Origin of the sequence: Streptomyces sp. APSN-46.1, from assembly GCF_022815725.1 — a bacterium.
Taxonomy (GTDB): domain Bacteria; phylum Actinomycetota; class Actinomycetes; order Streptomycetales; family Streptomycetaceae; genus Streptomyces.
Genome location: NZ_JALGRF010000002.1, coordinates 1,092,938 through 1,119,437 on the forward strand (window position 1 = coordinate 1,092,938; position 26,500 = coordinate 1,119,437).

The window sequence follows — 26,500 nt, forward strand, 5'->3', positions numbered from 1 at the left end:
CGGCGGTGCCCTTTACGCTGCGCGGCCCGTGCGGGCGGCCTGTGGTGCCGGTGTGCCCACCCGTGCCGCCCTGCGGCACGATTGCCCACACCTCAGCTGTCTCAGAACTTGTTGCGCGGGGTGATGCCCAGGGACATGCCCGACAGGCCGCGGGCGCGGCCGCCCAGTTTGCCGGCGATCGCGCGCAGCGCGGCGCCGGCCGGGGAGTCCGGGTCGGACAGGACGACGGGCTTGCCCTCGTCGCCGCCCTCGCGCAGCCGCACGTCGATCGGGATCGAGCCCAGTACCGGCACCGTCGCGCCGGTCGTCCTCGTCAGCCCGTCGGCGACCTGCTGGCCGCCGCCCGAGCCGAAGACGTCCACCATCTCGTCGCAGTGCGGGCACGGCAGGCCGGACATGTTCTCGACCACGCCGACGATCTTCTGGTGGGTCTGCACGGCGATCGAGCCGGCCCGCTCCGCGACCTCGGCCGCGGCCTGCTGCGGGGTGGTCACGACCAGGATCTCCGCGTTCGGCACCAGCTGGGCCACGGAGATCGCGATGTCGCCCGTACCCGGGGGCAGGTCCAGCAGCAGCACGTCCAGGTCGCCCCAGAACACATCGGCCAGGAACTGCTGGAGTGCTCGGTGCAGCATCGGTCCGCGCCACACCACCGGCGCGTTGCCCGGGGTGAACATGCCGATGGAGATGACCTTCACGCCGTGCGCCGACGGCGGCATGATCATGTTCTCGACCTGGGTGGGACGGCCGTCCACGCCGAGCATGCGCGGCACGCTGTGGCCGTAGATGTCCGCGTCGACCACGCCGACCTTCAGCCCGTCCGCCGCCATCGCCGCGGCCAGGTTGACGGTGACCGAGGACTTGCCGACGCCGCCCTTGCCGGACGCGACCGCGTACACACGGGTCAGCGAGCCCGGCTTGGCGAAGGGCACCTCGCGCTCGGCGGTGCCGCCGCGCAGCGAGGCCGCCAGCTCCTTGCGCTGCTCGTCGCTCATCACCTCAAGGGTGACCACGACGGAGGTGACACCGGCCACCTTCTCGACGGCCTCGCTGACGTTCTTGGTGATGGTCTCGCGCATGGGACAGCCCGACACCGTGAGGAAGACCGTGACGGCGACCGCGCCGCCCTCGCCGATCTCCACCGATTTGACCATGCCGAGTTCGGTGATCGGCCGGTGGATCTCGGGGTCGTTCACCGTCGCCAGCGCGTCCAGGATCGCGTCCTGCTCAGGCACGGCGGCGGAGCTTGTGTCGGTAGCCATGTCCCGATGGTACGGCTCGGTGGCAGGGCTCAGGAAAGCCTGTCAGCGGTCGCCTTCGTCACGTTCCCGCGGGAATAGGCGCCGCTCGTCCATCTCCTTGATCAGGTCCTCGAACTCGGACCTGATCCAGTCGCGGGTCGCGACCTCGCCCAGGCCCATGCGCAGGGACGCGATCTCCCGGGTCAGGTACTCGGTGTCGGCGATGGAGCGCTCGTTCTGCTTGCGGTCCTGCTCCAGGTTGACCCGGTCCCGGTCGGCCTGCCGGTTCTGCGCGAGCAGGATCAGCGGGGCGGCGTACGAGGCCTGCAGCGACAGCATCAGCGTGAGGAAGATGAACGGGTACTCGTCCCAGCGCAGGTGTCCCGGCGCGAAGATGTTCCACAGCACCCACACGATGATGACCAGGGTCATCCAGACGATGAACCGGCCCGTGCCGAGGAACCGCGCCACCCGCTCCGACAGCCGGCCGAAGGCCTCCGGGTCGTACTCGGGCAGCAGCGACCGGCGCGGCGTGCGCGGCTGGTCGAGGCGGCCCCGCGAGCGCGTCAGCGCGCTCGCCCCGGTCGCCCGGTCGGCCTTCGCCCGCTCCGCCCGTTCCCCGGCCTCCACGGACAGCCCGTGCTCGCGTGCCAGCAGCCGCGCCTGCTCGCGCCGCTCCCGGATCTGCTCGCGCCGCCGCTCGCGCGCCTGATCGCCGCGCCCGCGCTCACTCGCCACGCAGGGCCTCCTCGGAAGGGAAATCCGTCTCGCGCCAGTCGTCCGGCAGCAGGTGGTCCAGTACGTCGTCCACGGTGACCGCGCCCAGCAGCGAGCCGCTCTCGTCGACCACCGGCACCGCCACCATGTTGTACGCGGCGAGGTAGCTGGTCACCACCGGAAGCGAGGCGTCCGGCCGCAGCGGCGGCAGGTCCGTGTCCACGATCGAGCTGACGAGCGTGAACGGCGGGTCGCGCAGCAGCCGCTGGAAGTGCACGGTGCCCAGGTACTTGCCCGTCGGCGTCTCGTCCGGCGGCCGGCACACGTACACCTGCGCCGCGAGGGCCGGCGACAGGTCCGACTGCCGTACGCGCGCCAGCGCGTCCGCGACCGTCGCGTCCGGCCGCAGCACGATCGGCTCGGTGGTCATCAGACCGCCCGCGGTGTTCTCCTCGTACGACAGCAGGCGGCGCACATCGGCCGCGTCGTCCGGCCGCATCAGCGTCAGCAGCCGCTCCTTGTCGTCCTCCGGGAGCTCGGAGAGCAGGTCGGCCGCGTCGTCCGGGTCCATCGCCTCCAGCACGTCGGCGGCGCGCTCCTCCTTCAGCTTGCCGAGGATCTCCACCTGCTCGTCCTCGGGCAACTCCTCCAGGACGTCCGCGAGCCGGTCGTCGTCGAGGGCGTTGGCCACCTCGGCGCGCCGCTTCGGCGTCAGGTGGTGCAGGACGTTCGCCACGTCGGCCGGGCGCATCTGCTCGAAGGTGGCGACCAGGTTCTCGGCGCCCTGGCCCTCCTCCTCCAGCGAGAAGCCCGTCACCGCCGACCACTCCACGGTCAGGGTCTCGCCGCGGCGGCGCAGGGCGCCGCCCTTGCCCTTCCGTACGAAGATCCGGTCGATCTCCCAGTCGCGGCGGGCCGGCAGCTGCTGGATGGCCACGTCGAGGACGGTGACCTCCTCGCCGGTGGCCACCAGCGTCACCCGGCGGTCCAGCAGTTCGCCGAGGACGAGCCGTTCGGTGGGGCGCTGCTCGAAGCGCCGCATGTTCACCACGCCGGTGGTGATGACCTGGCCGGACTCCACGCCCGTCACCCGGGTCATGGGGACGAAGATCCGGCGCCGGCTGACGACCTCGACCACCAGGCCCAGCAGCCGGGGCGGGCGGCCGCCGACGCGCAGCATCGCGACGAGGTCGCGGACACGGCCGACCTGGTCGCCGTTGGGGTCGAACACGGGCACACCCGACAGATGCGAGACGAAGATCCGCGGGGCGCCTGCAACCATCCGAGCGCCTCCTACAGCGTCAATCAACAGTCCTGCCGTGCCTCAGGCTAGCCCGTGCCCCGCGCAACCGTCCTGGTGGGGGAGCCGCTCAGGTGGCCCCCGGCGGTTCCCCGGCCGTTCCCCGGCCGCGCCCGGGGTGTCGCGCCGAGCCCGCCGTGGGCGGGCTCGGGAGGCGGCGCACGGGCGGGTACGCTGCCTGCTGCTCCCCCAGCTGCCGCTGGGTGGGGGCGCCCCGGCCAGAGGCTGGGGGAGTGCCCCCAGCAGAACGACCGACGAGAGGCACCAGCACGTGACCGCCTACTTCCCTGCCGCTCGGCTGCGCCGGGCCGCGTTCGTCGGCGCCCTGTGCGCGGGCCTCGCTGTCACCGGTACGGGCTGCGGCAGCGGCGCGGAGGACCCCGACAAGGGAACCAACGGGGTGGGCAAGCTCTCCGCCGACACGATCGAGGGCAAGGCGAAGGAGGCGGCCACCGCCGCCGATTCGGTGCACCTGTCCGGCACGCTCGTCAGCGGCGGCAGGACCTTCACCCTCGACATGCGGCTCAAGTCCGACGGCGGCTCCGGCGAGGTGAAGACGAAGGAGAACACCTTCCAGCTGCTGCGGGTGGGGGAGCAGCTCTACCTGAAGGCCGACGCCGCCTTCTGGGGGCAGTCCGACTCGGCCGGGAAGCTCGGCGACAAGTACGTGAAGGTTCCCGAGGGCGACCCCTCGTACAAGCAGTTCCGCGGGTTCACCGACATGGACGTGCTGCTGGACGTGCTGCTCGGACTGGACGGCAAGCTCGCCAAGAGCAAGGCGTACACCACGGTCGGCCACACCCGCGCGGTCCAGCTCACCGGGGACCAGGGCAAGGGCGGAAAGCTGTCCGTCTCGCTGGAGGGGACCCCGTACCCGCTGCTGATGGAGCGGGCCGGCGGAGCCGGGCGGGTGGAACTCGCGGAGTGGGGCGAGGCCTTCCCGCTGGACCCGCCGGCGAAGGACCAGACCGTCGACTACGGGTCCCAGCTGCCGACGACCAAGGGGCAGGGCGGTGGCGGTGCGGCCTCGCCCGCCCCCAAGAGCTCCGGCTCCGGATCGGGCTCCGGCTCCGGCCAGGGCGCGGATCCGGGCAAGCCCTGACGGACCCGGGGCGCGCGGGGATCAGCGGGCCGTCTTCTTCTTCTTCTTCCGCTTGAGCAGCAGCTTCGGCAGGCCCGCCGGGATCGGCCTGCGGGTGATAGCGGGGGACCCCAGTGGGGCGGCGGCCAGCGACCCGCCCGGCAGGTCCGTACTCACCGAGACCGGCTCCAGGCGCAGCAGCCGGCACTCGCGCGCCCAGCGGTCGGTCATCTCCTCCGAGTCGGGCGCGTTCAGCCGCTTGCCCTTGAGCTCGGCGACCGCGGCCTCCCAGGCCTCACCGCGGGGCGCGAGCTCGCGTACCGTCGCCGTCCAGGCGACCAGCCGGCCGCCCTTGTCCTTGCTGCGCACGGTCACCTCGGCGGTCGCGCCGTCCGCGAGACCCGGGAACGGCTGCTCCCCGGGCCCGTCGCCCAGCACGTGCGCGGCGCCGTCCACCCAGGCGTGCCACAGGGCCCGGTCGGCCCCGGTGCCGCGGACCCAGATGAGGCCGGACTTCTTGGTGGCCTCCTCGACGAGGGCCAGGTCGAGCGCGCTGAGAGTCATGCGGACAGGGTAGGCGGTTCCCCGCGGCGCTACAGCCAGCCGTGGCGGCGCAGCGCGCGGTGGATGGTGAAGCAGATGCCGACGATCGAGGCCATCACCATCGGGTAGCCGTACTTCCACTGGAGCTCGGGCATGTGCTCGAAGTTCATGCCGTAGACCCCGCAGATCATGGTGGGCACGGCGATGATCGCCGCCCAGGAAGTGATCTTGCGCATGTCCTCGTTCTGGGCGACCGTCGCCTGCGCGAGGTTCGCCTGGAGGATCGAGTTCAGCAGCTCGTCGAAGCCGACGACCTGCTCGTGCACCCGCGCCAGGTGGTCGGCGACATCGCGGAAGTACTTCTGGATGTCCGGGTCCACCAGCCGCATCGGGCGCTCGCTCAGCAGCTCCATCGGCCGCAGCAGCGGGGAGACCGCCCGCTTGAACTCCAGCACCTCGCGCTTGAGCTGGTAGATCCGGCCGGCGTCGCCGCCGCGCGTGCCGCCTTTGGCGGGAGCGGCGAACACCGCGCTCTCCACCTCGTCGATGTCGTCCTGTACGGCCGCCGCCACCGCGATGTACCCGTCGACGACGTGGTCGGCGATGGAGTGGAGGACGGAGGAAGGGCCCTTGGAGAGGAGGTCCGGGTCGTCCTGAAGGCGGTGGCGCAGCCCTTTGAGGGAGCCCTGGCCGCCGTGCCGGACGGTGATGACGAAGTCGGGGCCGGTGAAGCACATCACCTCGCCGGTCTCCACCACCTCGCTGGTGGCGGTGAGTTCGGCGTGCTCCACGTAGTGGATGGTCTTGAAGACGGTGAAGAGGGTGTCGTCGTAGCGCTCCAGCTTCGGCCGCTGGTGCGCGTGCACCGCGTCCTCCACGGCCAGCGGGTGCAGACCGAAGGTGGCCGCGATCCCGGCGAACTCGGCCTCGGTCGGCTCGTGCAGGCCGATCCACGCGAAGCCGCCGTCCTCGCGGACCCGGCGCATCGCCTCACGGGGCGTCAGGCGGCCCGGGCCCATGACGCGGCGTCCGTCGCGGTACACGGCGCAGTCGACCACCGCACTGCTCGCGGAGGGGTCGCGCGTGCTCTCGTATCCGGGCTGTACGGGGGTTGACCTGCGCAGCGCGGGACGTACGGCCGCACGGAGGTAGGGCAGCATCGACATGACAGGCTCCTTCGCGCGCACGGCTGCGGACCGTACGGGTGGGAGACCCCCCATCACCTCGGGCGGACAGACCCGGGCAGACGGAAGGAACAGGACGGGAGGACAGAGTTCCGCCGTCGCTCTTCTACTGATCGGAAGATCACAGGGGGCGGGAGGCGCCCGGCATGGAAGTGGAAGAGCGATTGGTACTGCACGATCGACTTCGATCCATCGCAGCCCCACCTCCTCCGGCCGGTCCCCCGTGGGGGACGTCCTGTCGTCCAGAGCCTTGAAACAACGCTTCTGCGTGCGGCCTGAACCAGCTGTCAACACTATCAGCCGACGGATGGTCAAGACCCGCCCTTTACCCGCCGGATACGAGTTCTATGCTCGCTCCATGGCAGAAATTCTGGCCCTTGTGGAAGCCCGGCTGCGCAGCGCGTTCGGCGAACCCGTCGCCCGCGCCGCCGTCACCTTCCTCGGCACCGACCGCATCGAGGTACTCCGCTTCGCCGAGGGCGACCTCGTGCGGTACGCGACCCTCGGGATGTCCGCGCACCCCATGACCGACCCGACCGCCGTGGTCGCCGACCCGCTGCGCGGCCCGCGCGCCGAACTGGTGCTGACCGTACGGGGAGGCCTGGCGCCCACCGACGGACTGCTGCGCCCGCTCGCGGTGCTGGCCGCCTCCCCGCAGGTGGAGGGGCTCGTCGTGGCCCCCGGAGCCTCGCTGGACGTGGGCGAACCCCTCTGGGAGGGCGCCCCGTTCAGCTCGGTGCTCGTCGCCGAGCCGGGCGGGCTGGTGGAGGACCTGGAGCTGGACGACCCCATGGACCCGGTGCTGTTCTTCCCCCTCCTCCCGATGACGCCGAACGAGGCGGCCTGGAAGCGGGTGCACGGCGCGGCGGCCCTTCAGGAACGCTGGCTCGCGCGCGGCACGGATCTGCGGGACCCTCTCCGTACGGCCGTCGCGCTGGACTGACCGCTCGGACGGGTGATCGCGTCTTGACGGCGCGCGCGGTGGGGAGGAGCGTGGCTTCCTATGAGGGGCGAACCAAGCTGCCCGAAGTGCGGTCGCCGGGTCAGGGCGCCCGGTCTCTTCGCCGACTCCTGGCAGTGCACGGTGCACGGTCCGGTCCACCCCTTGCAGCCCGTGATCCCGCCGAGTGTCGAAGGCCTGACCGTTGTCGTGAACCGCGCCCAGGTGCCGGTGTGGATGCCGTGGCCCCTTCCGGTGGGCTGGCTGTTCACCGGGGTCACGTCGGCCGGTGACGACCGCACCGGCGGCCGGGCCACGGCCGTGGCCTGCTCGGGCCCCGGGCCGCTGGGCGGCATCGGGGAACTGCTGCTGATCGCGGAGGAACTCGGCGTCGGCCTGGGGGCGCGGTACGCGGGGATCGACGGCCCGGACCCGGGCCCCTTCATGAACGTCTCGGCCCCGCCGCACGCCAAGGTGGTCGCGGCGGGCCGGCCCACGCCGCTGTGGCACGTCGCCAACACCCCTGACGACCGCGCCGTCTTCGCGGGCGAGGCGCGGGGCCTGTGGCTGTGGGCGGTCGTCTGGCCGGAGCAGTCGGGCCTGCTGATGTACGACGAACTCGTCCTGACCGACCTGCGCGACGCGGGCGCGGAAGTAGAACTCCTCCCCTGCGGCGCCCTCAGCCCCCGCATCTTGTCCTGATCGCGGCGCTCGCGCGGTGCGGCGCCGGCGCGCCTCACCGGCTTCGCGCCGCTGTGGCGAACTCCGTCCGCCGATGCCTGGGCGGGGTTCCGGCACGGGATGGGGTGGCTGGGGTCCGGCCGTCGTCTGCGGATGGTGTCCGCTGCGCGGGGCTGGGTCCCCTACCCGCCCTTCCACCGTTCCCCGGGCGCTGCCCGGACCCTCCCCCAGACTCCGTCCGGGGGGACGCCCACTCAAACGCCGGCGGGGCTGTCATCTTTCAGCCTCGCCGGCGTTTGAGGCGCGGGGTCTGGGGCGGAGCCCCAGGACGGCCGGGGACGGTATCCTGGAGCGTCCCCCGTACACGTGAACCCTGGAGCTCGGCTGTGCGCATCGATCTGCACACCCACTCCACGGCCTCCGACGGCACCGACACCCCCGCGGAGCTGGTCCGCAACGCGGCCGCCGCCGGGCTGGACGTGATCGCGCTGACCGATCACGACACCGTCGCCGGACACGCGGAGGCCATCGCGGCCCTGCCGCACGGGCTGACCCTCGTCACCGGCGCGGAGCTGTCCTGCCGGCTCGACGGTGTCGGAGTGCACATGCTGGGTTACCTCTTCGACCCCGACGAGCCCGAGCTCGCCCGGGAGCGGGAGCTCGTCCGGGACGACCGCACCCCCCGCGCGCAGGCCATGGTCGGCAAGCTCCAGAACCTCGGCGTGGACATCACCTGGGAGCGGGTGGCCCGGATCGCCGGCGCGGGTTCCGTGGGGCGCCCGCACATCGCCACCGCCCTCGTCGAGCTCGGCGTCGTCCCCACCGTCTCCGACGCGTTCACGCCCGACTGGCTCGCCGACGGCGGCCGCGCCTACGCCGAGAAGCACGAACTCGACCCCTTCGACGCCATCCGCCTGGTCAAGGCGGCCGGCGGGGTCACCGTCTTCGCGCACCCCGCCGCAGTCAAGCGCGGCCAGTGCGTCCCCGAGGCCGCGATAGCCGCACTCGCGGCCGCCGGCCTGGACGGCATCGAGGTGGACCACATGGACCACGACACCGGCGCGCGCGCCCGGCTCCGCGGCCTCGCCGCCGACCTCGGCCTGCTGACCACCGGGTCGAGCGACTACCACGGCAGCCGCAAGACCTGTCACCTCGGGGAGTACACGACCGACCCCGAGATCTACGGCGAGATCACCCGCCGCGCCACCGGGGCCTTCCCCGTTCCCGGCGCGGGCGGACGCGCGGGGCAGTAGCACCAGCCCTGGCCCCCACTTCTCGTTCTTTTGCTGCACCCCTCTCTCCTGCAAGGCATCACTGTGTTTGAGTTCGCCGTCTTCGGATCCCTTTTTCTCACGCTTTTTGTGATTATGGACCCGCCGGGCATCACGCCGATCTTTCTGGCGCTGACCTCCGGCCGGCCCGCCAAAGTCCAGCGCCGCATGGCCTGGCAGGCCGTCTGCGTCGCCTTCGGCGTCATCGCCGTCTTCGGCATCTGCGGCCAGCAGATCCTGGACTACCTGCACGTCTCCGTCCCGGCGCTGATGATCGCCGGTGGTCTGCTGCTCCTGCTCATCGCGCTCGACCTGCTCACCGGGAAGACCGACGAGCCGCAGCAGACCAAGGACGTGAACGTCGCCCTCGTCCCGCTCGGCATGCCGCTGCTGGCCGGTCCCGGCGCGATCGTGTCCGTCATCCTGGCCGTGCAGAAGGCCGACGGATTCGGCGGCCAGGTCTCGGTCTGGGCCGCCATCGTCGCCATGCACGTCGTGCTCTGGCTGACCATGCGCTACTCGCTGGTGATCATCCGGATCATCAAGGACGGCGGCGTCGTCCTCGTGACGCGGCTCGCCGGCATGATGCTCTCCGCGATCGCCGTCCAGCAGATCATCAACGGTGTGGTCCAGGTCGTCCAGGGCGCCTGACCGGCCCGCGCGGCTCCCGGGTCTCCCGCGCATGCGAACGCCCCCGCGATCTTCGGGTCACGGGGGCGTTCGACGTCTACGCGGTGTCGCGAGGTGTCAGGAGGACGCACTCTCGGCCGGTCGGATCAGAATGCGCTGGCCGATCGAGGCCGCCTGCTGCACGATCCGGTTGACGGAGGCCGCGTCCACGACGGTGCTGTCCACGGCGGATCCGTCGACGTCGTCCAGGCGCAGAATCTCGAAGCGCACGGGCTTCTCCCTTCGTCAGTGTTCTCCTTGCACAGGGTTCAACGAAGTGTATGAGGCAAACATTCCCTACGCTAAGGAAATTTTTTGACTGGCTAACTATCGGCCTCGGTGGCGGTGGCGCCCCAGAACGCGGCCAGCGCGGCCGCCGTGGCGGCGGGCTCCTCGGCGTTCGGGGAGTGCTCCGTGCCCGGGATCACCACCCGCCCCGCGCCGAGGCGCCGGGCCATCTCGTCCATGAGGGAGACCGGCCAGATCGGGTCGGTGGCCCCGGACAGCACCAGCTTGGGCAGCCCCGGCGCCACGCGGAGGAGGTCGTCGATCCGGTCGGGCTCCGAGATCAGCGCCCGGCCCGTGGCGATCAGCTGCTCGGGCACGGTGCCGAGCCACCGGCCGCGGAGGAACGCGCTGAGCTCGGGGGACTCCGGGACGGCGTCCCGCGGGTCCTGGGCGCGCATGGCCGCCCAGATGCCAGGCATGTCGTCCCGCATCGCTTCCAGCGCGGCGACCAGCAGCTCCGTACGGGCCTGCTGCTCCTCGCAGACGGCGCACGGGCCGGTGCTCAGCAGCGTGAGGCTCGCGAAGGGGGCCGGGTCGCCCACCACGGCCGCCCGGGCGATCAGTCCGCCGAGCGAATGCCCGAGCAGGTGCACCGGACCATCGCCCAGCGCGGCCGCCTGGGCGAGGACGTCCCGGGCCAGCTCCTCCAGCGCGTACGCCGACTCCTCGCGCGGGCCGGGGCTCTCGTGCTGGCCGCGCCCGTCGACCGCGACCACCCGGTAGCCGACGGCGGCCAGCGGCTCCAGCAGGCCGATGAAGTCCTCCTTGCTGCCCGTGTACCCGGGGACCAGGAGGGCGGTACCGCGCAGCGGCTCACCGGCCTCGTGCACGGCGAAGTCCCCTCGCGCGGTGCTGAGGAGGTGCGCGCGGGCGACGGACGGCAGCGTGAGGCGCGGCGGCTTGCTCATGCCCCCGAGGTTACCGGTCCGTAGGTGATACGGAGATGGCCCCGCCCTCCCTGGAATTCTCCGAAAGGGGATCGGGGCCATCGGGCGGGCGGAGGCTTATGCCTCCGGGGCCGCCTCCGCGACCTTGCGGGTCCGCGTGCGCTTCGGCTTGGCCGGAGCCTCCTCGGCGCCGGCGGCAGCCGCCTCGACCGGGGCGGCCGCGGCGACCTTGCGGGCCCGGGTGCGCTTCGGCTTGGCGGGAGCCTCCTCGGCCGCGACGGCGGCCGGAGCCTCCGGGGCGGCCTCGGCGACCTTGCGGGTCCGGGTGACGCGGCGGGCCTTGACCGGCTCGACGGGCGGGGCCATCTGGAAGTCCGGCTCCGGGGCCGCCTCGGCGACCTTGCGGGTACGGGTCCGGCGCGGCTGCACCGGGGCCTCCTCGACCGGGGCGACGGCCGCGACGACCGGAGCGGCCTGGACGGGCTTGCGCGTCGGGACGCGGCGGGCCTTGACCGGCGCCTTGACCGGCTCCGCGGCCGGGGCCTGCTGGAACTCCGGCTCCTGGGCGGCGGGCAGCTCGGCGACCGGGGCAGGCGCCTCGGCGACCGGGGTGACGGGCGAGGTCTCGGCGACCGGGGCCGTGGCAACGGCGACCGGAGCCGCGGCGCGCGTCCGGCGACGGCGCGGCTTGCGCGGCTCGTCGGCGGCCGGAGACTCCGGAGCCTCGGGAGCCTCCGCGACCGGGGTCACCGCGGCCGGGGCCTCGGCGCCCAGCTCCGAACCACCGCGGGTACGGCGGCGCTGACGCGGCGTACGGGTGCGCGCGGGACGCTCCGCCGCCACCGGGGCGGCAGCGGCGGGGCCGCGACCGCCACGGCCACCGCGGCCGCCGGTCTCGCCCAGGTCCTCCAGCTGCTCGGCCTTGAGGCCCTCCCGCGTGCGCTCGGCACGCGGCAGGATGCCCTTGGTCCCGGCCGGGATGTTCAGCTCCTCGAACAGGTGCGGGGACGTGGAGTACGTCTCGACCGGGTCGTGGAAGTCCAGCTCCAGCGCCTTGTTGATCAGCTGCCAGCGCGGGATGTCGTCCCAGTCGACGAGGGTGACGGCGATGCCCTTGTTGCCCGCGCGGCCGGTACGGCCCACGCGGTGCAGGAAGGTCTTCTCGTCCTCGGGCGCCTGGTAGTTGATGACGTGGGTGACACCCTCGACATCGATACCGCGCGCGGCGACGTCGGTGCAGACCAGCACGTCGACCTTGCCGTTGCGGAACGCGCGCAGCGCCTGCTCGCGCGCGCCCTGGCCCAGGTCGCCGTGGACGGCGCCGGAGGCGAAGCCGCGCTTCTCCAGCTGCTCGGCGATGTCGGCAGCGGTGCGCTTGGTGCGGCAGAAGATCATGGCGAGACCACGGCCGTCGGCCTGGAGGATGCGGGAGACGAGCTCCGGCTTGTCCATGTTGTGCGCACGGAAGACGTGCTGCTTGATGTTGGCGACGGTCACACCCTCGCCCTCGGGCGAGGTGGCGCGGATGTGCGTCGGCTGCGTCATGTAGCGGCGGGCCAGGCCGATGACCGCGCCCGGCATGGTCGCCGAGAACAGCATGGTCTGACGCTTCGCGGGCAGGTAGTTCATGATCTTCTCGACGTCGGGCAGGAAGCCCAGGTCGAGCATCTCGTCGGCCTCGTCCAGGACGAGGGCCTTGACGTGGGACAGGTCGAGCTTCTTCTGCCCGGCCAGGTCGAGCAGGCGGCCCGGGGTGCCGACGATGATGTCGACGCCCTTCTTGAGCGCCTCGACCTGCGGCTCGTACGCGCGGCCGCCGTATATGGCGAGGACGCGGACGTTGCGGACCTTGCCTGCGGTCAGCAGGTCGTTGGTGACCTGGGTGCACAGCTCGCGGGTCGGAACCACCACGAGGGCCTGCGGGGCGTCGGTCAGCTGCTCGGGCTTGGCCCGGCCGACCTCGACGTCCGCGGGAACGACGACCCGCTCCAGCAGCGGAAGGCCGAAACCGAGCGTCTTGCCGGTTCCGGTCTTGGCCTGGCCGATGACGTCCGTGCCGGTAAGGGCGACGGGGAGGGTCATCTCCTGGATGGGGAAGGGGGACACAATGCCGACGGCCTCAAGGGCTTCGGCCGTCTCGGGAAAGATCCCGAGGTCTCGGAACGTAGTCAGGGTGCTGCCTCTTCTGTGAGACGCGGCGCGAGGCGGCGAGGGGGGTCGTACCGTGCCGGGCTTGCAGTACTTCGACGTACACACAAAGCTGCGCGGGACCACTAGCCTTCGCTCAAGCGCATCTGCCGCTGAGGGGGCCCCTCGTGGGAGGCGGTACGTATGAACGTACGCATCACGCCGAGGGCGGTCGGGTGGAGCCGATCGGGCCACCGACCGGGCATCCTCATTCGGATGGCCCGTCGAGTATTCGGCAGGCTCATTACCACTGTACCCCGGATTCGCGCAGCTGTGTCGGGTGAATTCACCTGGTAGTCGCGTTTACATGGACTGACAGTGTGTAGGTGTGGTGACTTGTGAGCCCTTTCGGCGAGCTATTGTGCGGAGCATGTCGACCGTAGAAAACGCATCTCCCGCCGACGACGGCACCCCCGCCGAGGCGGTCGGAATCGCCGCTCAGGACTGGGCGGCAGCCTCCGCCTCGCCGCAGTACCGGGCCGCCGTCGTGGACCTGCTCGGCGCGCTGGCGTACGGAGAGCTCGCGGCCTTCGAGCGCCTCGCCGAGGACGCGAAGCTGGCGCCCACCCTTGACGACAAGGCCGAGCTCGCCAAGATGGCCTCCGCCGAGTTCCACCACTTCGAGCAGCTGCGCGACCGCCTGTCGGCGATCGACGCCGAGCCCACCGCCGCGATGGAGCCCTTCGCCAAGGGAGTGGACGACTTCCATCGCCAGACGGCACCCTCGGACTGGCTGGAAGGCCTGGTCAAGGCATATGTCGGCGACTCGATCGCCAGCGACTTCTACCGCGAGGTGGCCAGCCACCTCGACACCGACACCCGCGCGCTCGTCCTCCGGGTGCTCGACGACACCGGCCACGGCAACTTCGCCGTCGAGAAGGTGCGCGCCGCGATCGAGGCCGACCCGCGGTGCGGTGGCCGGCTCGCGCTGTGGGCCCGCCGGCTGATGGGTGAGGCGCTGTCGCAGGCGCAGCGCGTGGTCGCGGAGCGCGACGCGCTGTCCACCATGCTGGTCGGCGGCGTGGACGGCATGGCGGCCGGGTTCGACCTGGCGGCCGTCGGCGAGATGTTCACCCGGATCACCAAGGCACACACCAAGCGGATGGCAGCGCTGGGTCTGGCGGCCTAATCCCCGCCCCGTCCCGATCCCCGTCCCCGTCGCCGGGGCCGTCCCCAGGGACGGCCCCGATGGCGGTCAGCCCTGGGACGGGAGTGAAAACGGAGCCCGCCTGGCGGGACCGGCCGAGGGACGCAGCAGCAGGGACAGGACGACCGCCGACACCAGGACCGCGCCGACGAAGACCGCGGGCAGGTTGTTGTGGCCGGGGCCGAGCGCCGTGTGGGTGAGATACGCCCCGAAGAGCGCCCCGAGTACCCCGCTGACCAACACGACTCCGGGAGACGGCAGCCGCTTCGCGAGCACGCGCACCGCCGCCCCGGACAGGGCGAGGCCCAGTAGAGCGGAGCCGAGCGCTTCGATCAGCAGCATGGAAGTCCCTCCCGGGGGTCAGGGCAGCCGGTCTCACTGCGGTCCTACCCGAAGCGGAAGACAGAGAAACGGCCTGGTGGAATCAACCACCAAGCCGTTTCCCGCAGTTCTCAGAGAGTCCCTCAGAGAGCCCCGAAGCCGACCTTGCGCACGCTGGGCTCGCCCAGATCCACGTACGAGAGGCGGTCGGACGGCACCAGGACCTTGCGGCCCTTGTTGTCGGTCAGGCTCAGCAGCGGCGCAGAGCCGGACAGCGCCGCGATGACGATGCGCTCCAGCTCCTCGGCGCTCAGGTCGCTCTCCAGCACGATCTCCCGGGGTGCGTGCTGCACGCCGATCTTGACCTCCACGGCTTTGTCCCTCCGACGGTCCGGTTCGCGCGATCAGCCGCGCCGTACCCGGTCCACATTAGCCCGGTGAGGGGACACGTACGCCCAGCTCCGGACACGCTCGCAGCGAACAGCGGCAGCGACAGCCGCCCGTCCCGTCAGAGCTGCCCGGCCTCCGTGCCGTGCAGCGGGAAGCCGGCGATGCCGCGCCAGGCCAGCGAGGTCAGCAGGCCCACCGCCGTATCGCGGGCGACCGGGCTCTCGCTCGACAGCCAGTACCGGGCCACGACCTGGGACACGCCGCCGAGACCCACGGCCAGGAGCATCGACTCGTCCTTCGACAGGCCCGTGTCCTCGGCGATGACGTCCGAGATGGCCTCCGCGCACTGGAGCGAGACGCGGTCCACGCGCTCGCGCACGGCCGGCTCGTTCGTCAGGTCGGACTCGAAGACCAGCCGGAACGCGCCGCCCTCGTCCTCGACGTACGCGAAGTAGGCGTCCATCGTCGCGGCCACGCGCAGCTTGTTGTCGGTCGTCGAGGCGAGCGCCGTGCGCACCGCCAGCAGGAGCGCCTCGCAGTGCTGGTCGAGCAGCGCCAGGTAGAGATCGAGCTTGCCCGGGAAGTGCTGGTACAGCACCGGCTTGCTGACTCCGGCACGCTCGGCGATGTCGTCCATGGCCGCCGCGTGGTAACCCTGGGCGACGAAAACCTCCTGGGCCGCGCCCAGCAGCTGGTTGCGCCGGGCTCGGCGCGGCAGTCGCGTGCCCCGGGGCCGCGCTGCCTCCGTCTGCTCGATGGCTGTCACGCCGCCTCCCACTTTCTCTAAGAACACAGTGCGCTCTGCGCCGCGCCGCCATCGTACTTTTCGGTAACCCGATCTGGAGGGTTCAAGCCGAGTTTTCTCGCGGTACGGACCGGTCGGAGGCGCTGGTCAGCGGTAGTCGTCCTCGTCCTGAGGCACCACCCTGGCCTGCTCGAAGGCGTCACCATCGGTCGCCTCGCTCCCCTCCAGAGGGGTGAGCGGGTCGTCCTCGCTGGGCCGCAGCTCGGTGCGCTGCTCGGCCGCATCCGCCTCGGGCGTCTCCGCGTCGAGGGCCTCCGGAAGCTGCTCCTGGAAGGTTTCCGGTTCCGCAGGGTCGACAGTCATGCCGCTCCCCTCACCTTCTGCGCCGCCATATCGAGCACGCCCTACTCCCTATGAGCCTAGGAGTATCGAGGTGGCGACGCCAGGGCAGGCCTGTGACCGCGAACACAAGGGTTATGGCGTGATCATCTCGTAACATTGCCCCATGTCTTCGACCGAGCTGCCGGGTGTACGGTCCACCACCGAGCTGTCTTCCCAGGTGGGAGCTGTCAGGGTGGCCGACGGGGAGCAGCTGCGCACTGTCGCGCTGCCCGGGCTGGAATTGAACGTCCGGGTGCGCCCGCCGCTCCGGCGGGGTTTGCCGCCCGCGCTGTTCGTGCACGGGCTCGGCGGTTCCTCGCAGAACTGGTCGGACCTCATGGCGCGGCTCGCAGGCAGCGTCGACGGCGAGGCCCTGGACCTGCCCGGCTTCGGCTGGTCCCCACCGCCCGCCGACCGGGACTACTCCGTGACCGCGCTCGCCCGCGTCGTCATCCGGCACCTCGACGCCGCCGGGCGCGGGCCGGTGCACCTGTTCGGGAACTCCCTCGGCGGAGCGGTCTCCACCCGGGTCGCGGCCGTGCGGCCGGACCTGGTGCGCACGCTGACGCTGGTCTCGCCCGCGCTGCCGGAGCTGCGCGTACAGAAATCGGCCGTACCGACCGCGCTGCTGGCGCTGCCCGGGGTGGCCGGGCTGTTCGGGCGGCTGGCCCGCGATCTGACCGCCGAACAGCGCACGCGCGGGGTGCTGGGCCTCTGTTACGGAGACCCCTCGCGGGTGACGCCGGAGGGCTTCCGGGACGCCGTCGAGGAGATGGAGCGGCGGATGGCCCTTCCGTACTTCTGGGACGCGATGACCCGCTCCTCGCGCGGGATCGTCGACGCGTACACCCTGGGCGGGCAGCACGGGCTGTGGCGCCAGGCGCAGCGGGTCCTCGCACCGACGCTGCTGGTCTACGGTGGCCGGGATCAGTTGGTCTCGTACCGTATGGCGCGCAAGGCGGCGGCGGCCTTCCGAGGCTCGCGGCTTCTGTCCCTGCCCGAGGCCGGGCACGTGGCGATGATGGAGTACCCCGAGGTGGTGGCGTCCGCGTTCCGGGAGTTGCTGTACGACACCGGCGCCACCGGCCGGAATGCCGGTGACGACGACGAAGACGGCAGAGGCTGAGGACCGTGGGACGACATAGTCGCAAGGAGCCCGCCCCTGCCCCCGGGCCCGTCCCCGCCGCTCCGGCGCCGGTGGAGCCCGACCCGTACCAGGCGTACGAGACGTACGACGCGTACCAGGCGTACCAGCCCTACGAGGGCGGTCAGCCGTACGAGGGCGGTCAGGTCTACGAGACGTACCTGCCCCCCGCGCCGCCCCACGACGCGTACGACCCCTACGGCGCGCACGAGCCCTTCGATGTCTACGGCCGGGTTGCCGATCCCACCGTCACGCATCAGGGGTACGTGTCCGACGCGCGGGCCGGCGGGCACCCGCAGCAGCGCGAGCCCGGCGGAGCCTGGGGGGACGCCGCTTCCGGCGCGGTCTACGGGGACTGGCGCGGGGTCCCGCACGGTACGCAGAACTTCGGCACTCCTGCGGCCGGGTTCCCGCAGGTCACCTTCGAGCCCGAGCCCGAGCACCAGTCCGCGCTCCAGCACCAGCCCGAGTACGAGCACGAGTACGAGCCCGAGCACCAGTCCGCGCTCCAGCACCAGCTCCTGCCCGAGCACGAGTACGAGCCCGAGCCCGACCCCGTCACCTCCACCGGCTCGCACCGCCGGGTGCCCGGCCCCCGCACGGCCGTCGCCCCGGGCGAGGAAGCGCGGCCGTCCGGTTCCTCCCGGAATCTGAAGGTCCGCGTGTGCACCGGAGTGGCCGCCGCGGCCGTCACCACCGTGCTCGCCGTGGTCGTCATAGGGCAGTTCACCGGCGACGGCAAGACCAGGACCACCATCCTCACCGCCGAGGACGACAGCAGGAACCGCGCGAAGCCCGGCCAGTCCGCCGCCTCCCGCGGTGACGGCCGCGCCACGCCCGACGCGGCGGCACCGTCCGCGGCGCCGCCGGAGCTGACGTACGAACAGAAGATGGCCCAGCAGCTCCCGATCGACGAGAAGCTGAAGGGCCCGGGGGCGTTCGACACCGTGCCCGGCGTGGCCAAGGCGCCCGGCAAGGGCAAGCTGGTGCGCTACCGCGTCGATGTCGAGCAGAGCCTGGGCCTGGACCCGCAGCTGTTCGCGGATGCCGTCCAGCGGACCCTGAACGACCCGCGCAGCTGGGCCCACAACGGCGCGATGACCTTCGAGCGGGTGCCGGCCGGCGAGGCCGACTTCGTGATCACGCTGGCGAGTCCGGGGACCACCGGCGTCTGGTGCGCCAAGTCCGGCCTGGACACCACCATCGACAACGTCTCCTGCGACTCCGCGTCCACCGAGCGGGTGATGATCAACGCGTTCCGCTGGGCGCAGGGCTCGCCGACGTACGGCGCGGGCGAGATGCTCGCCTACCGGCAGATGCTCATCAACCACGAGGTCGGGCACCGGCTCGGCCACGGGCACGTGAGCTGCCAGACACCGGGCGCGCTCGCTCCGATCATGCAGCAGCAGACGAAGTCGCTGGACATCGGCGGAATTCACTGCAAGCCCAACCCGTGGGTATTTCCCGCGAGTTGACCGATAAAGATGGTCCGCGGGCCGGCGGAGCCTGCGGGAACTGGCGCCGGGCGTCGGGGACCGAGGGCCGTAGGCCCTTTTTAGCGCCCTCGAACGCGACCCGTACGGGAAAGTTACGACTCTTCACCCCTTCCGGTGGTGCGACGGACAACCGTCCGTCGCGCCTTCGGCATATCCGCTTGAGTTCTTCCGCGGCGGGTCGCCGGACCGACGGCGACCGCCTGAACGGGAGATCGGGGGTGCCACTCGTGCGGATCGGACTGCTCACGGAAGGTGGTTATCCGTATGCGACGGGAGAGGCGAGGCTCTGGTGTGACCGGCTGGTGCGCGGGCTCCCGCAGCACGAGTTCGAGCTCTACGCGCTGAGCCGCAGCGCCGAGCAGGAGGAGCGCGGCCGGGTCGTGCTCCCCGAGCACGTCACGCGGGTCTGGACCGCCCCGCTGTGGGCCCCGGCCGACGACGGCCGCACGTACTCGTGGCGCGAGCGCCGGCGCTTCGCCGAGCGCTTCAAGGACCTGGTCCGGGGGATCTGCGCGGGCGAGGCCGAGGCCTTCGCCGCCGGACTGTACGGACTGGCCGAACTCGCCCGGGAACAGGGCGGGCTGCAGGCGGCGCTGCGCTCCGAGACCGCGGTGCGGGCGGTGGAGTCCGCCTGCCGGGCCCCGGGCGCGCATCGCACCGTACAGACCGCGCAGGTGCCCGACCTGCTGGAGTTCGTGGACGAACTGGAGCGCGCGCTGCGGCCGCTGTCCCTCGACTGGTACGAGGAACTCGGCGCGGTCGACGTCTGCCACGCGGCCGCCGGCGGGGTCGCGGCGCTGCCCGGACTGCTGGCCAAACGCTTCTTCGGGGTGCCGCTGCTGGTCACCGAGTACGGGATCCGGCTGCGCGCCCACTACCTTGACCACTCCGCCCTCTCCGCGGAATCTCCCCCCGGGCCCGCCGTACGGGCCCTGCTCACCGGCTTCCACGTCCGGCTCGCCGGCGAGATCTACGCCGAGGCCGACTTCCTGACCCCCGGAAACGCCCACGCCCGGCGCTGGCAGGAGCGGTGCGGGGCCACCCGGGAGCGGCTGCGGACCGTGTACCCGGGGATGGAGGCGGACCGATTCGCCACCGTCGGGGAGGCCCCCGACTGCGGGGACCCGGAGACGCTGGTGTGGGTCGGCCGGATAGAGCCGGCCAAGGACCTGATCGGCCTCCTGCACGCTTTCGCCGAGGTACGGCGGGCCGCGCCGCACACCCGGCTGCGGATCTTCGCGACCGCCGTGGCGCCCGGCTATCTCGCCGACTGCCGGTCGCTGGCCGCGCAGCTCTTCCCGGACGAGGCCGCCGACGCGGTCACGGTGGGGGAGAACCCGGTCACCTTCGAGGAGATCGGCGGCCCCGAGGCGCCCTCGCCGGCCGACGCGTACGGGGCCGGGCGGGTGGTCGTGCTGTCCTCGGTGATCGAGGGCTTCCCGATCACCCTGGCCGAGGCCATGTTCTGCGGCCGGGCCACCGTGTCCACGGATGTGGGAGCGGTGTGCGAGGTGATCGGCGGGACCGGGCTGGTGGTGCCGCCGAGGAACCCGCGGGCCCTCGCCGACGCCTGCCTGTCGCTGCTGCGCGACCCCGCGCGGGCCCAGCGCCTCGGCGCGGCGGCGCGGGCGCGGGCCCTGGAGCTGTTCACCGTCGAGCAGAACGTGGCCGCCTTCCGGGAGATCTACTTGCAGCTGCTGGCGCGGGGTCCTGCCCGGAGGGACGGGGAGATCCCCTTCGCACAGCCGCCGGAGGCACGGGTCCCGGGCCACTGGACGACCCCGACCTGGGCCCCGCTACCGAACGACTCCGCCCCGCCCGCAGCCGCGGCCCCGGAGGCCGCCGCTCCGGCACCGGCCGGTGCCGCGGTCCCGGCCGGTGCTTCGGATGGGGAGCGGGCCGGTGCTTCGGCGTTGGCCGGGGCTGCGGCCGGGGGTGCGGTGCCGACCGGGGTGGTTCCTGCGGTGGCGGCTCGGGTCGGTGTCGTGAATCCGGCCTCGGAGGCTGGCGTATGAGCGTCGACGAAGCCGCCCCCGCGGCCCCCCGGCGGCGACCCGCCGGGGACCCCGTCAAAACCCTGCTCCACCGGCACCGGGCGCTGTGCGAACGGGCCGTGGACCCGCTGGAGATCGCCGCCGGGCTGGAGGCGCACGGCCTCACCGACCGTACCGCCGCGCGCTTCCGCCACCGGGACGTCTTCTCCCTCGCCGAGGAGCTGTACGCGCGGACCCCGCGCGGGGAGGCCCCGCCCGCCCCCGCCGCCGGGAGCGCGTCGTCCCCCCGGGCGCTGCGCCGCTTCGGGTACGCCCTGCTGCCCGGGGCCCTCGCCCTCGGCGCCTCCGCCGCCGGGGTGCCGTGGGCCGGGCCGGCGGCCGTGCTCGCAGTGGTCGCGGGGCTGGTGTGGCCCGGCCGGACCGCCGGGGCGCGGGGCGGCCGGTGGTTCCCCGGGCTCGCCCACCTGCTCGCGGCGGCCACCGTCGGCTGGGCCGCGTACCGGCACGGCACCGCCCTCGCCGTCGGCCTCGCCCTGGCGGTGGCGCCGGGGTACCTGGTCGCCGCCGGATACGCGGCCCGGGCCCGGCGCAGGCTCGCCGGGAGCCGGGCCCTGGAGGAGTTCGCCGCCGGGGCACGGCCGCTGCTCTTCGGGGCCGTCGCCGTGTTCACCGCGGCCGCAGCGGCGGCCGCCGCCCTCGCCGGGGCGCCGCTCGCCGAGGCCGTACCGCTCGCGGTGCTGCTGTTCCTGACCCGGCTGCTGCTCACCCACGGAGCCCGCGGCGCGCACCGCCGGCCCGTCGCCGCCGCCCTGGCCCTCGCCCTGGTCCCGGTGGCGGTGCCCGCGGCCGCGGCGGGGCTCCTCGTACTCGCCGTACTCGCGCTGTCCCGCGCGTCGGCGCACGCACCCGTCCGGGACGACCGGCCCTGACCCCCGTCCCCAGTCCCCAGTCCGCCGTCCCCTGCCCGCCCGCCACCCGACCGCCCGCCCGCCCGCCACCCGCCCTTCGGAGCCGACGCCGAAGCCCCGTACCCCCTACCCACCGACCAAGGAGAAACAGGATGACCGGCCAGCCAACCAACCAAGGGGCCACGCGATGAGGGTGCTGCTGATCGGAGCCAACGGATACCTCGGCCGCTACGTCGCGGACCGGCTGCTCGCCGACCCCGCCGTCCAGCTCACCGCGCTCGGCCGCGGTGACGACGCGGACGTCCGCTTCGACCTCGCCACCGGGAGCCCCGGCGCGCTCACCCGGTTCCTCGACGCCGTCCACCCGGGCGTCGTCGTCAACTGCGCCGGCGCCACCCGCGGCGGGGCCCGGGAGCTGACCCGGCACAACACGGTCGCCGTCGCCACCATCTGCGAATCGCTGCGCCGCAGCGGCTGCGGGGCGCGGCTCGTCCAGCTCGGCTGCGCCGCCGAGTACGGGCCCAGCCAGCCCGGGTCGTCCACGGCCGAGGACGCCGTGCCCAGACCCGGCGGACCGTACGGCGTCAGCAAACTCGCCGCCACCGAGCTGGTGCTCGGGTCGGGGCTGGACGCCGTCGTCCTCCGGGTGTTCTCGCCCGTCGGACCAGGCACCCCGGCCGGGTCCCCGCTCGGCCGGCTCGCCGAGGCCATGCGGCGCGCGATGCAGGCCGGGGACGGCGAGCTCAAGCTGAGCGGGCTCGGCGTGCAGCGCGACTTCGTGGACGTACGGGACGTGGCGCGGGCCGTGCACGCCGCCTCGCTCTCCGCCGCCCAGGGAGTCGTCAACATCGGCACCGGCCGCGCGGTCCGGCTCCGCGACGCGGCGGCCGTGCTCGCCCGGGTCGCCGGATACGGAGGCGCGCTGCACGAGCTCGACGTACCGCAGGGCGGGTCCCAGCAGCACGCCCATCCGGGGCGGTCGGCCGGCCTGGCCGCCATCGGCTCCCCGCGTTCGGAGGCGACGCCCGAGCAGCTCGCGGCCGCGATGCCGCCCCCGTACCCCTACCCGGACGGCTGCGGCGGCTGGCAGCAGGCCGACGTACGGACGGCCCGCGACCGGCTCGGGTGGCGGCCGCGGATCAACCTGGAGGAATCGCTCGCGGACATCTGGATGGAGGCGGCGTGCCGTATCTGACCACTCCGCCGGGGGCCCGGCTGCCCGCCATCGAGGCCGGCGGCATGGGATTCGGGATCCCCGGCTACGCGCACCCGCTGCTCGCTCCGGTGGAGTGGGCCGAACTGACCCGGCCCGGGACTCCGCTGCACTGGGCCGTGCTCAACGTCACGGACGGCCCGGGCGGCCGGCCCGACCCGCACTGCACGGAGGCGGCGGCCAAGCTCCGGGAAGCGGGCGGAACCGTCCTCGGCCATCTCGCGATGCGAGACGGGAAGCGGTCCTTCGGGGAGCTGATCTCCGACGCCCACCGCTTCCTGGACTGGTACCGGGTGGGCGGGTTCTACCTCGCCGACGCCCCGGCGGACCGCGCGGAACTGGACGGTGTGCGCCGGGTCGTGGACACCCTGCGCGGCCTCGGCGACGGGTTCCGGATCGTCCTCGGGCACGGCACCCACCCGTACGCGGGCTACGCGGAGGCCGCCGACCAACTGGTGACCTTCTCCGGGGCCTGGGCCGACTACCGCTGGTCGCAGGTGGCGGAGTGGACCACCGAGTACCCACCGGAGCGGTTCTGCCACTTCGTCCACGGGGTGCCGCGGACCCATCTGGAGGAGGCCGTCCGGATCGCCCGCTGGCAGGGCGCCGGCACCATCTGGTTCACGGACCGGCGCGGGGCCGGAGACCGGGACCCGTGGGCGTCAATGCCCGCGTACTGGGACGAAATCGTCTCACGTATCGGAACAGGTGTCTCGGAATGAAAGGGGGCGTGGCAGTGTTACGGGATAGAACAACCCACACATGCTCCCCGCGTCCGCGGGGATGACCCTGGAGTCCCCGTGTCGCTGCCACCCCTGGTCGAGCCAGCTGCTGAGCTCACCGTTGACGAGGTCCGCCGGTACTCGCGTCACCTGATCATCCCCGATGTCGGGATGGACGGCCAGAAGCGCCTGAAGAACGCCAAGGTGCTGGCCGTGGGCGCCGGCGGCCTCGGCTCGCCCGCCCTCATGTACCTGGCCGCGGCCGGCGTCGGCACGCTGGGCATCGTGGAGTTCGACGAGGTGGACGAGTCGAACCTGCAGCGCCAGATCATCCACAGCCAGGCGGACATCGGCCGCTCCAAGGCCGAGTCCGCCCGTGACAGCGTGCTGGGCATCAACCCGTACGTGAACGTGGTCCTTCACGAAGAGCGGCTCGAAGCCGAGAACGTGATGGAGATCTTCAGCCAGTACGACCTCATCGTCGACGGCACGGACAACTTCGCCACGCGCTACCTGGTCAACGACGCCTGCGTGCTGCTGAACAAGCCGTACGTGTGGGGTTCGATCTACCGCTTCGACGGCCAGGCCTCGGTCTTCTGGTCCGAGCACGGGCCGTGCTACCGCTGCCTGTACCCGGAGCCCCCGCCGCCGGGCATGGTCCCGAGCTGCGCCGAGGGCGGCGTGCTGGGCGTGCTCTGCGCGTCCATCGGGTCCATCCAGGTCACCGAGGCCATCAAGGTCCTCACGGGCGTCGGCGAGCCGCTGGTCGGCCGCCTGATGATCTACGACGCCCTGGAGATGCAGTACCGCCAGGTCAAGGTCCGCAAGGACCCCGACTGCGCGGTGTGCGGTCCGAACGCGACCGTCACCGAGCTCATCGACTACGAGGCCTTCTGCGGTGTCGTGTCGGAGGAGGCCCAGGAGGCCGCGGCCGGTTCGACGATCACTCCGAAGCAGCTCAAGGAGTGGATCGACGCCGACGAGCCGATCGAGATCATCGACGTCCGCGAGAAGAACGAGTACGAGATCGTCTCGATCCCCGGCGCGAGGCTGATCCCCAAGGGCGAGTTCCTGATGGGCACCGCCCTCCAGGATATGCCGCAGGACAAGCGCATCGTCTTGCACTGCAAGACGGGTGTCCGCAGTGCGGAAGTCCTCGCGGTCCTGAAGTCCGCGGGCTTCGCGGACGCGGTGCACGTCGGCGGCGGCGTCATCGGCTGGGTCCACCAGATCGAGCCCGAGAAGCCGGTCTACTAGTAGCCGGTCTACCGGTCTCCTAGCCAGTCGACTTCGGCTGAAGGGCGTACCTCAGGGGCCGTACCTCGCTCGCGGTGAGCGGGGTGCGGCCCTTTGGCGCGTTCACGGACGCCGAACCGAACAGGGGTCAGACGCCGAGGGGTTCGGGCGGTGCGGCTGGCGATTCCGCGGGGGTGGGGGGCTGCGTCGCCGTGCAGACGGTGCTGGCGGCGGGCACCTTCCCGTCCAGCAGGTACGAGTTCACCGCCTGCTGCACGCACAGGTCGCCGCTGTTGTACGCGCCGTGCCCCTCGCCCTTGTACGTGAGCTCCACGCCGACGCCGGGGCCGAGCCGCTCCACCATCTTGCGGGCGCCCTCGTACGGGGTCGCCGGGTCCCCGGTGTTGCCGATCACCAGGATCGGCGCGGCGCCCGGGGCGGACACGTCCGGGGTCTCCCACGCGCCCGGGACCGGCCAGCCGGTGCAGCTCATCATCGCCCAGCCGAGGAAGTCCCCGAATACGGGCGAGGCGGCGCGGAACTCGGCCAGCTTGGCCTTCGTCTGGGCCAGCGTGTAGCGGCCCTTGGAGTCGGCGCAGTTGATCGCCGTGTTGGCCGCGCCGATGTTGCTGTAATTTCCGTTCTGATCCCGGCCGTTGAGCGCGTCGGACAGCGCCAGCAGCAGCTGCCCCTGGCCGCCCTCGGCCTCGTCCAGCCCCTGCTCCAGCAGCGGCCAGAGCTCCCTCGAATACAGGGCCTGGGCGATGCCGTTGGTCGCGGCGGACTCGGTCAGCGGCCGGTCGCCGATGCCCTCGATGGGCTTGGCGGCCAGCTCCTTCTGGAGCTTGATGATGTTCGCCTCGATCTCTTTGGCGGTGCTGCCCTGGATCTGGCACGCGTCGCCCCGGTTCACGCAGTCCTGCGCGAAGTTGCCGAGGGCCAGCTGGAATCCCTTGGCCTGGCCGAGGGCCCCCTCCTCGGAGGTCTTGGTCGGGTCCACGACGGCGTCGAAGACGGCCCGGCCGACGTTCTTCGGGAAGAGGTGGGCGTAGACCCCGCCGAGTTCGGTGCCGTAGGAGATGCCGAAGTAGTTCAGCTTCTCGTCGCCGAGGGCCTGGCGGATCCGGTCCAGGTCGCGGGCGGCGTTCTCGGTGCCGACGTGGGGCAGGACCTTCCCGGAGTTCTTCTTGCAGGCCTGCTGGTACTTCTCGATGCCGTCGAGGAAGGCCTTCTCCTGCTGCGGGGTCGTGGGGGTGTTGTCCTGCGCGTAGTACGCGTCCAGCTCCTTGTTGCCCTCGCAGTGGACCGGTGCGCTGCGGCCCACGCCCCGGGGGTCGAAGCTCACCAGGTCGTAGCGCTCGCGCAGGGCCTCGTACTCCTTGGCGGCGTCGGGGAGGGTGCTGACGCCGGAGCCGCCGGGGCCGCCGAAGTTGAAGACGAGGGAGCCGAGCCGCTTCTCCTTGTCGCGGGCCTTGGCGCGGATGAGGGCGAGGGGAATCGTTTCTCCCTCGGGTTTCGCGTAGTCGAGGGGCACGTGCAAGGTGGCGCACTGCCAGTCCTTGGGAGGCGCCTGCCCGCCGCCCTGCGCGGGGGTGGGGGCCTCGCACTCCCCCCACTTGAGCGGCGCGGCCCCCTTGGTCCCGCCGGCCTTCGGCTTCCCTTCCTTGCCGCTGTCGGAACAGCCGCCGGCCAGCACGGCGGCGAGTACGGCGACCGTTCCGACAGCGGCACCCCGCGGCAGGTTTCTCGACATGCCCCCATCCTGCGCGCCGCTCCTGCTCCCCGCCGCCGCACTGGGCCATCCGGGGCCGGTG

Annotated in this window: 26 protein-coding genes; 13 read left to right on the plus strand and 13 right to left on the minus strand. The window is 72.3% G+C overall.

Annotated features, from left to right (window positions below):
- Positions 1-101 precede the first annotated feature (101 nt).
- The 3 genes from MTF65_RS11685 to MTF65_RS11695 all read right to left on the minus strand — a co-directional run bounded on the left by MTF65_RS11685 (position 102) and on the right by MTF65_RS11695 (position 3,240).
- On the minus strand, positions 102-1,262 hold the full coding sequence (locus MTF65_RS11685; protein ID WP_279398809.1) for an Mrp/NBP35 family ATP-binding protein: 1,161 nt from the start codon (positions 1,260-1,262) through the stop codon (positions 102-104).
- A 42-nt stretch (positions 1,263-1,304) separates the two neighbouring features.
- Positions 1,305-1,877, minus strand: a complete 573-nt coding sequence (locus tag MTF65_RS11690; protein ID WP_374207216.1) for a DUF1003 domain-containing protein — start codon at positions 1,875-1,877, stop codon at positions 1,305-1,307.
- 91 nt (positions 1,878-1,968) lie between these two features.
- Entirely contained in the window at positions 1,969-3,240 is a 1,272-nt protein-coding gene (locus MTF65_RS11695; RefSeq protein WP_243628481.1) for a magnesium transporter MgtE N-terminal domain-containing protein, read from the minus strand.
- A 289-nt stretch (positions 3,241-3,529) separates the two neighbouring features.
- Between MTF65_RS11695 and MTF65_RS11700 the strand changes: the two genes are divergently transcribed.
- Positions 3,530-4,360: a hypothetical protein gene (locus MTF65_RS11700; RefSeq protein WP_243628482.1), complete on the plus strand. Its 831-nt coding sequence runs from the start codon at positions 3,530-3,532 to the stop codon at positions 4,358-4,360.
- A gap of 21 nt (positions 4,361-4,381) precedes the next feature.
- Here the strand turns inward: MTF65_RS11700 and MTF65_RS11705 are convergent, their stop codons facing one another.
- Positions 4,382-4,903 carry a hypothetical protein gene (locus MTF65_RS11705; protein WP_243628483.1) on the minus strand — a complete coding sequence of 174 codons (522 nt, stop codon included), beginning with the start codon at positions 4,901-4,903 and terminating at the stop codon, positions 4,382-4,384.
- Positions 4,904-4,932: 29 nt separating this feature from the next.
- On the minus strand, positions 4,933-6,048 hold the full coding sequence (locus MTF65_RS11710) for a magnesium and cobalt transport protein CorA (protein ID WP_243628484.1): 1,116 nt from the start codon (positions 6,046-6,048) through the stop codon (positions 4,933-4,935).
- 376 nt (positions 6,049-6,424) lie between these two features.
- On the opposite strand from MTF65_RS11710, the gene MTF65_RS11715 reads away from it, so the two are divergent.
- From MTF65_RS11715 to MTF65_RS11730, 4 genes are all read left to right on the plus strand, one after another.
- On the plus strand, positions 6,425-7,009 hold the full coding sequence (locus MTF65_RS11715; RefSeq protein ID WP_243628485.1) for a suppressor of fused domain protein: 585 nt from the start codon (positions 6,425-6,427) through the stop codon (positions 7,007-7,009).
- Positions 7,010-7,069: 60 nt separating this feature from the next.
- Positions 7,070-7,708 carry a DUF6758 family protein gene (locus MTF65_RS11720; protein ID WP_243628486.1) on the plus strand — a complete coding sequence of 213 codons (639 nt, stop codon included), beginning with the start codon at positions 7,070-7,072 and terminating at the stop codon, positions 7,706-7,708.
- Positions 7,709-8,073: 365 nt separating this feature from the next.
- On the plus strand, positions 8,074-8,940 hold the full coding sequence (locus MTF65_RS11725) for a PHP domain-containing protein (protein WP_243628487.1): 867 nt from the start codon (positions 8,074-8,076) through the stop codon (positions 8,938-8,940).
- A 63-nt stretch (positions 8,941-9,003) separates the two neighbouring features.
- Entirely contained in the window at positions 9,004-9,609 is a 606-nt protein-coding gene (locus MTF65_RS11730; protein ID WP_243628488.1) for a MarC family protein, read from the plus strand.
- A gap of 96 nt (positions 9,610-9,705) precedes the next feature.
- Here the strand turns inward: MTF65_RS11730 and MTF65_RS11735 are convergent, their stop codons facing one another.
- From MTF65_RS11735 to MTF65_RS11745, 3 genes are all read right to left on the minus strand, one after another.
- A complete protein-coding gene (locus MTF65_RS11735; RefSeq protein ID WP_174250346.1) occupies positions 9,706-9,858 on the minus strand; it encodes a hypothetical protein in 153 nt (50 codons plus the stop codon).
- 92 nt (positions 9,859-9,950) lie between these two features.
- Positions 9,951-10,823, minus strand: a complete 873-nt coding sequence (locus MTF65_RS11740) for an alpha/beta hydrolase (protein WP_243628489.1) — start codon at positions 10,821-10,823, stop codon at positions 9,951-9,953.
- A 96-nt stretch (positions 10,824-10,919) separates the two neighbouring features.
- On the minus strand, positions 10,920-12,908 hold the full coding sequence (locus MTF65_RS11745) for a DEAD/DEAH box helicase (RefSeq protein WP_243628490.1): 1,989 nt from the start codon (positions 12,906-12,908) through the stop codon (positions 10,920-10,922).
- Between the two features lie 451 nt (positions 12,909-13,359).
- Here MTF65_RS11745 and MTF65_RS11750 point away from each other — a divergent pair, with 451 nt between their 5' ends.
- Positions 13,360-14,118, plus strand: coding sequence for a ferritin-like fold-containing protein (locus MTF65_RS11750; RefSeq protein WP_243628491.1), 759 nt, complete (start codon positions 13,360-13,362; stop codon positions 14,116-14,118).
- A 66-nt stretch (positions 14,119-14,184) separates the two neighbouring features.
- On the opposite strand, the gene MTF65_RS11755 is transcribed toward MTF65_RS11750, so the two are convergent.
- The 4 genes from MTF65_RS11755 to MTF65_RS11770 all read right to left on the minus strand — a co-directional run bounded on the left by MTF65_RS11755 (position 14,185) and on the right by MTF65_RS11770 (position 15,955).
- Positions 14,185-14,478 carry a hypothetical protein gene (locus MTF65_RS11755; RefSeq protein WP_243628492.1) on the minus strand — a complete coding sequence of 98 codons (294 nt, stop codon included), beginning with the start codon at positions 14,476-14,478 and terminating at the stop codon, positions 14,185-14,187.
- Positions 14,479-14,600: 122 nt separating this feature from the next.
- Positions 14,601-14,828, minus strand: a complete 228-nt coding sequence (locus MTF65_RS11760) for a DUF3107 domain-containing protein (RefSeq protein WP_243628493.1) — start codon at positions 14,826-14,828, stop codon at positions 14,601-14,603.
- Between the two features lie 137 nt (positions 14,829-14,965).
- Complete coding sequence (locus tag MTF65_RS11765) at positions 14,966-15,613, minus strand: TetR/AcrR family transcriptional regulator (RefSeq protein WP_243628494.1); 648 nt, start codon at positions 15,611-15,613, stop codon at positions 14,966-14,968.
- Positions 15,614-15,739: 126 nt separating this feature from the next.
- On the minus strand, positions 15,740-15,955 hold the full coding sequence (locus MTF65_RS11770; RefSeq protein ID WP_243628495.1) for a hypothetical protein: 216 nt from the start codon (positions 15,953-15,955) through the stop codon (positions 15,740-15,742).
- Between the two features lie 142 nt (positions 15,956-16,097).
- Between MTF65_RS11770 and MTF65_RS11775 the strand changes: the two genes are divergently transcribed.
- The 7 genes from MTF65_RS11775 to moeZ all read left to right on the plus strand — a co-directional run bounded on the left by MTF65_RS11775 (position 16,098) and on the right by moeZ (position 24,707).
- On the plus strand, positions 16,098-17,099 hold the full coding sequence (locus MTF65_RS11775; RefSeq protein ID WP_243628496.1) for an alpha/beta fold hydrolase: 1,002 nt from the start codon (positions 16,098-16,100) through the stop codon (positions 17,097-17,099).
- A gap of 5 nt (positions 17,100-17,104) precedes the next feature.
- Complete coding sequence (locus MTF65_RS11780) at positions 17,105-18,592, plus strand: DUF3152 domain-containing protein (RefSeq protein ID WP_243628497.1); 1,488 nt, start codon at positions 17,105-17,107, stop codon at positions 18,590-18,592.
- Between the two features lie 248 nt (positions 18,593-18,840).
- Positions 18,841-20,628 carry a GT4 family glycosyltransferase PelF gene (pelF, locus tag MTF65_RS11785; protein WP_243628498.1) on the plus strand — a complete coding sequence of 596 codons (1,788 nt, stop codon included), beginning with the start codon at positions 18,841-18,843 and terminating at the stop codon, positions 20,626-20,628.
- Positions 20,625-21,536, plus strand: coding sequence for a hypothetical protein (locus tag MTF65_RS11790; RefSeq protein WP_243628499.1), 912 nt, complete (start codon positions 20,625-20,627; stop codon positions 21,534-21,536). The genes pelF and MTF65_RS11790 overlap by 4 nt, the downstream gene beginning before the upstream one ends.
- A 166-nt stretch (positions 21,537-21,702) precedes the next feature.
- A complete protein-coding gene (locus MTF65_RS11795; RefSeq protein WP_243628500.1) occupies positions 21,703-22,710 on the plus strand; it encodes an NAD-dependent epimerase/dehydratase in 1,008 nt (335 codons plus the stop codon).
- Positions 22,698-23,450: a spherulation-specific family 4 protein gene (locus tag MTF65_RS11800; protein ID WP_243628501.1), complete on the plus strand. Its 753-nt coding sequence runs from the start codon at positions 22,698-22,700 to the stop codon at positions 23,448-23,450. The genes MTF65_RS11795 and MTF65_RS11800 overlap by 13 nt, the downstream gene beginning before the upstream one ends.
- Positions 23,451-23,528: 78 nt before the next feature.
- On the plus strand, positions 23,529-24,707 hold the full coding sequence (gene moeZ, locus MTF65_RS11805) for an adenylyltransferase/sulfurtransferase MoeZ (protein WP_243628502.1): 1,179 nt from the start codon (positions 23,529-23,531) through the stop codon (positions 24,705-24,707).
- Positions 24,708-24,834: 127 nt separating this feature from the next.
- Here the strand turns inward: moeZ and MTF65_RS11810 are convergent, their stop codons facing one another.
- Positions 24,835-26,439 carry an alpha/beta hydrolase gene (locus MTF65_RS11810; RefSeq protein ID WP_243628503.1) on the minus strand — a complete coding sequence of 535 codons (1,605 nt, stop codon included), beginning with the start codon at positions 26,437-26,439 and terminating at the stop codon, positions 24,835-24,837.
- Positions 26,440-26,500: the final 61 nt, after the last annotated feature.